Annotated in this window: 7 protein-coding genes; 5 read left to right on the top strand and 2 right to left on the bottom strand. The window is 33.1% G+C overall.

Annotated features, from left to right (window positions below; all coding sequences use genetic code 11):
* Positions 1 to 379 precede the first annotated feature (379 nt).
* The gene (locus AC1DUW_RS21120; protein WP_161804907.1) at positions 380 to 523 is read right to left on the bottom strand and encodes a hypothetical protein; all 144 of its coding nucleotides are present in this window, start codon (positions 521 to 523) and stop codon (positions 380 to 382) included.
* Between the two features lie 214 nt (positions 524 to 737).
* Here AC1DUW_RS21120 and AC1DUW_RS21115 point away from each other — a divergent pair, with 214 nt between their 5' ends.
* The 5 genes from AC1DUW_RS21115 to AC1DUW_RS21095 all read left to right on the top strand — a co-directional run bounded on the left by AC1DUW_RS21115 (position 738) and on the right by AC1DUW_RS21095 (position 3,941).
* Positions 738 to 944: a hypothetical protein gene (locus AC1DUW_RS21115; RefSeq protein WP_053345473.1), complete on the top strand. Its 207-nt coding sequence runs from the start codon at positions 738 to 740 to the stop codon at positions 942 to 944.
* Positions 945 to 1,133: 189 nt separating this feature from the next.
* Positions 1,134 to 1,478 (top strand): hypothetical protein, encoded by a 345-nt coding sequence (locus AC1DUW_RS21110; protein ID WP_053345474.1) that lies wholly within the window; start codon positions 1,134 to 1,136, stop codon positions 1,476 to 1,478.
* 416 nt (positions 1,479 to 1,894) lie between these two features.
* A complete protein-coding gene (locus AC1DUW_RS21105) occupies positions 1,895 to 2,317 on the top strand; it encodes a hypothetical protein (RefSeq protein ID WP_152952253.1) in 423 nt (140 codons plus the stop codon).
* A gap of 947 nt (positions 2,318 to 3,264) precedes the next feature.
* Positions 3,265 to 3,699: a protein-tyrosine phosphatase family protein gene (locus tag AC1DUW_RS21100; RefSeq protein ID WP_053345476.1), complete on the top strand. Its 435-nt coding sequence runs from the start codon at positions 3,265 to 3,267 to the stop codon at positions 3,697 to 3,699.
* Positions 3,700 to 3,815: 116 nt separating this feature from the next.
* On the top strand, positions 3,816 to 3,941 hold the full coding sequence (locus AC1DUW_RS21095) for a hypothetical protein (RefSeq protein WP_377430222.1): 126 nt from the start codon (positions 3,816 to 3,818) through the stop codon (positions 3,939 to 3,941).
* Between the two features lie 443 nt (positions 3,942 to 4,384).
* Here AC1DUW_RS21095 and AC1DUW_RS21090 read toward each other — a convergent pair.
* Positions 4,385 to 4,831 (bottom strand): hypothetical protein (locus tag AC1DUW_RS21090; protein WP_477643378.1); only part of this gene is annotated, 447 nt, incomplete at its 5' end.

The following is a 4,831-nucleotide window of genomic DNA, read 5'->3' as shown; positions in this document are numbered from 1 at the left end:
GGATTTCCTTTTCTAGGAGGTCTTGCTGCAGGAGCGTTGCTTGCAGGGCCCTATTATGGTGGTGGCTATGGGTATGATGGCTATTATGGATATGATTATGGATATCCAGGATATGCTCCATACCCAGCCCCATATTCATACTACCCTTATTGAGAAAAGAAGTTAGCGGCTAAGAGCAACTAAGAGAGAGCCAAAAATGAAATTGTACAGATACTTCTAATTTTAAAGCCCTTTTCTTTTAAGAAGGGCTAATTTTTATTTAAAAAGGTAAATCATCCTGAATTACGGGCCTAACCTTCTTTTCTAACTTCGTGATATCATCGTCTCCGTTATAAAGACTTTATCAATCCTAATTCATCACTAGAAGCATGTTCCCTTTTCATCTGCTGAATCCATTCGTAGGCAGTAATTGCAGTTGTCCAATCTGGATCATTCTTGTAGTGTGAACCGATGACTGGAAAACTACCACTCTGTAAAAAATATTTCCTTTTGCGTGTAAGTTGACCTCAATATTAATGTTCATGTTCTATCACCTAAATAAAATTTTAATAACTCCTCACATCTATTTCTCAATCTAGATTAAAATAATTATGTATTTCTTCGTATCCATACCGACTAATTAGACTAGTGATATAGCTATTTATAATGCTGATCAGTAATTTGATAGAGCTGTCAGGAGGAAATAAGCAGGAAATTATCTCCTAATATCGAACTGTTAGATAAAGGAGATGGTAAAAATGAATCTGAGAGTTAAATATAGGCTTTTTATTCATGTTGACGGAGGTCTTACTCCCGAGAAATATGACCGATACGAGATACTAAACGTCAGAGAAGATATTGATCCTGATGATACTAAGGATTACCAAGAACTTAATATAAAGTTAGGAAAGTCGATTAATCGGCCTGTAAATGAATTTAAAATGAAAAGCTTTGAACCAATGTAGGAGCATCCTTGCGATGGTGTTTTTTACTTGCAGGAAATTATCTCCTTTAGTCGAAATGTTGTTTGATTAAGGCATAGAAAATTAATAAATAGCAAAGGGACGGCACTCATGAAGAGAGTGTCGTCTTTTTATGGATAAAGAAGGAAATAACCTGTAGTTTGGAGAATATGACGAGAGGGGGTGGGATAATTGCGACAAAATAGTGAACTGGTTTTAACTAAAGAGGATATTTTAAGAATGATTGTTAAACACCTTGATGTATTCCCGTTAACTAGTCTAGAGGCTATTAGAGAAGTGATTAGGAGTTCTTTAAAACAACAGGGCTTAATATTTGGGGTAACTGAACATTCAGGTGGCGGTACTATAACCAATAGAGAAAGAATATCAGATGAAGATACCCTTTTAATTAATGATTGTATTTATGACCTTTTATATACCCGTGTTATCACGCCTGGTATTAATGATGATAATCTTGATTTACCTTGGATTCATGTTTCTGATAAAGAGAAACTCAAAACATACCTAAATGAATAGTAATCATTTTAGTTCAAAGCACTCATTTCATTGGGTGCTTTTGCCTTTTTTAATAAAAGGGGATTATCTCTTTTGTCAAATTGAGTAGGCGACAGGAGTTAATTACATGAATACATTGAAACCTATTTATGTAATATTAAATGATCTTGAAAAAAACGAGGAGGAACGACCAAAATTAATAAATTATTAATGGTGCGTGAATCAGCAATAATCAAACTTGGTGTCGGTTTGGGCGGGGCTATACCTACGTTAAAAGGATGCAAGTCTAGAAGAGAATAATTAATAAATTTAAAATAATGGCTAGAGAAAGGAGAGACTTTTTAAAATGATAATTCGAAAGCATAATAATGGGTGCTTTTCATTTGCAGGAAATTATCTCCTTGTGCCGAATTTATAGGACAAAGGGAGTTGATAAAATGGATAGTAGTCAATTATCAATTTTTACGTTGGAAACACTAAAAAATCACAAAACAAGTACAGGTGTAAGTGTAAACCAATTTTTAAAACAAAAACATCCTAATGGTGATTGGGTAGTAAATAAGGATGAAATAGGTTATTACGTAAAAGTAGCACATTTAACAATGAAATATCGATGGAAAATAGTTGGTGAAGTTATAGAGGCTATTAATGGTAGAGCTGTACAACTTACACCAGATTTACATCCAAATAAAGTTAATATAGACGCTAAAAGAGAAAAGGTCCAATTAATGATCTATGATTTTGTTAGAAATACCTTTGGAGAGATTGAAAGCATGGAAGAATCCATTAAAAAAGCTTCTGTAAAATTCAATCTTACTGAAAAAGAGGTTGAGGCAATATATCTATCCAGAGAGGTTTAAACTCAAGTTATACTAATACGATATAGTAGCAAATGTAATTATAACTAAATAAAACTGCTCCCTAAGTAAGGGAAGGTAAAAAGGTGTAGGATGATTTAGTCTATGTTTTCACAAAATTTTCTAGGAATCACTTAGAATTACAAGGTGCGTTGTAAGTACTAGGGAAAAAGCGAGTTTGCCAAAGCTCTAAATTCAAAGGAGATTTCGAAATAGTCAATGGATTAAACCAAGTACAATAGAAGCCTTCTTAGCAACAACAAATCCAATGTGAAATGAGATTCACAAGCAGTTCGCAGCTCATACATCCCGATTTCAYTTATAAGCAGCCATACTAATTGGGTATGGCTGCTACTATTCCCTTTTTATTTTTCCGGGATTGTGAAGGGTGATTAATGTGTTTTGTAACTCGTAATAATACTAAAAGCTCTTCAATTTCCACTTCAGAGTAACCTCTAAAGATCAAAAATCTTCTTTTCTATTTGAATTTTTACAAGTATCTAATAATCATTTCTATGAAAGACCTAAAGATTACAATTGTTTTATTCGCTTCGATGTCCTATAAAAGTTATTTCTGGTTAATTTTATTTTTTCTACAATCCACGTATTCCATCTCCAGAGATGGTAATGAAATTTTCTTCTTTTATCCCCCGTTTGTTTAATAAATATTTTGATTCATATATTCCTTTATTCTTTTAAATTCCGTATAAAAAATCAATGGCAAAATGATCATAAAAATATACGAAATTGCATGACTATTATTCATGGAGGTATCAAAATATGGAGGGAATTATCACTTAAAAGAACTACACTAGAGACTTTCCCTCTACTAAGTAAACAAAGCTTAGGTCTTCTCGTACTCTAAAGTCGAGGGTGATTTTTTAAGAATACTAAATTGTATTCCATCATAATATGCATTAGTTGAAATTATGGAGTAGGTGGCAATGTAAATGGGTTTTGTGGAGATGATACCAGGACGTTTGTACATTGGAGGACGAATTTCTTCCGATGATTGGGGTTTTGTTCAGAGAAATATATCAGTCATCGTGAACTTACGTACGAAACCTGATCGTCCTCCATTTGATTTTTCAAGAAGAATAATGATATGGGTTCCTATTACTATATGGGTAACTCCTAGTTTAGAATTGGTCGATAACTTGATCAAACAGCTTAATCAATTGTTTGACCAGGGCTATCGAATATTAATTCACGATACTTTAGGAATACAACGATTGGGCTTTATCATTACTGCATTTTATATGCAAAAATATAGATTAAATCGAGAAGAGGCCCTTTACTTGGTTAAACAAAAAAAAACTGATATAAAACCCACTGAAAACTATCTGCAATTGCTAACTCAGTATGAAAAATATTTAAACCTGTAAGAAAAAGACCCATGTATGTACTTATAACTGTCAAACAGACAGTTATAAAAAAAGACTAGGTAGCTATCGAGATTCGATATTCAATCGGAGCTCGATCATTTAGTCGTTTTTGGAACTTGTACGATAAAAAACTAGAAGCTCTTGGTATTATCCGCCAGGTAGCAATGAGGAGAAAAAATATGCTGCAGATTGCTAACGCCATTATTATTCAACCAGTGAAAGATGAAATGTCCGGGCTTTAAAACAACTACACTAGTGAATCTTAATTTAGATAAATCTTTAGATGCAGCTTTTTTTACACTGAGCCTGCCTTATTTACAGTTGATTTCCCATGCTTTTTTATAGCGTTTTGTATATCAATCAGGCATTTGCAAATGAAAACTAAAGATCTTTCATAAAGGTTGAATCAAATAAAGGGATGGACTTTTTTTATTCATAAAAGAACGCTTGTTTGTATATGTATTTGATAAAATTCAGCAGTTTTCATTAGAGAAAAAGAGCTAAATAGCAAAAACTCCTTATGAAAGGAGTATTTTAATTTATTAAATATATAAAGGTTTTTTAGGGACGAAATATAATTGCTATATACAGAGGGAACTGCCCATTATGTCGAATATTCATTATAAATTTCCTACAAACTGATAGCTATTTATTTTATCACGTTTTGTTGAACACAAAATGATTGTTATTGGTGATAATTAGGATAGATGACGTTTTGTAAGAAAATCACTTCTCTTTTTAAGGATTCGGAAACTTGGAGTAATGAGTTCACATCCTTTTGCAATGAGGTGATTTGATTTTCCATTTTCCTCATTTTCCTACTTTGTTCCTTTGCTTCTTGTTCTTCTTTTTTTTCTAATATAGCGGATTGTTCTATTTCAATCGCGACACCACTTGATGAAACTAAGTCACCAATTGTAATTATAATGGCACCTATTAAAGCTAATGCAAAGCCTACATTTGATTCTGAACCTGAACCTGAACCAGAACCAGAATCTGAACCAGAATCTGAACCTTTTCCTTTTCCTTTTCCTTTTCTTGAACTTGTTCCTGAACCTGTTCCTGCTCCTGATGTATCGGGGTTTTCTAACTCCTCTACTTCTTCAATTTCTTCTACCTCTTGAGCTTCTAC

The sequence above is a fragment of the Peribacillus sp. P4_C12 genome (genome assembly GCF_056402095.1).
Note: the sequence above shows the minus strand (reverse complement) of the source record. Positions and strands in the feature narration are given on the sequence as shown.

Bases quoted from the DNA above. Each gene is read 5' to 3' on its own strand.
- AC1DUW_RS21105 (WP_152952253.1), top strand. From the start codon at position 1,895: ATGGATAGTAGTCAATTATCAATTTTTACGTTGGAAACACTAAAAAAT.
- AC1DUW_RS21100 (WP_053345476.1), top strand. From the start codon at position 3,265: ATGGGTTTTGTGGAGATGATACCAGGACGTTTGTACATTGGAGGACGA.
- AC1DUW_RS21115 (WP_053345473.1), top strand. From the start codon at position 738: ATGAATCTGAGAGTTAAATATAGGCTTTTTATTCATGTTGACGGAGGT.
- AC1DUW_RS21120 (WP_161804907.1), bottom strand. From the start codon at position 523: ATGAACATTAATATTGAGGTCAACTTACACGCAAAAGGAAATATTTTT.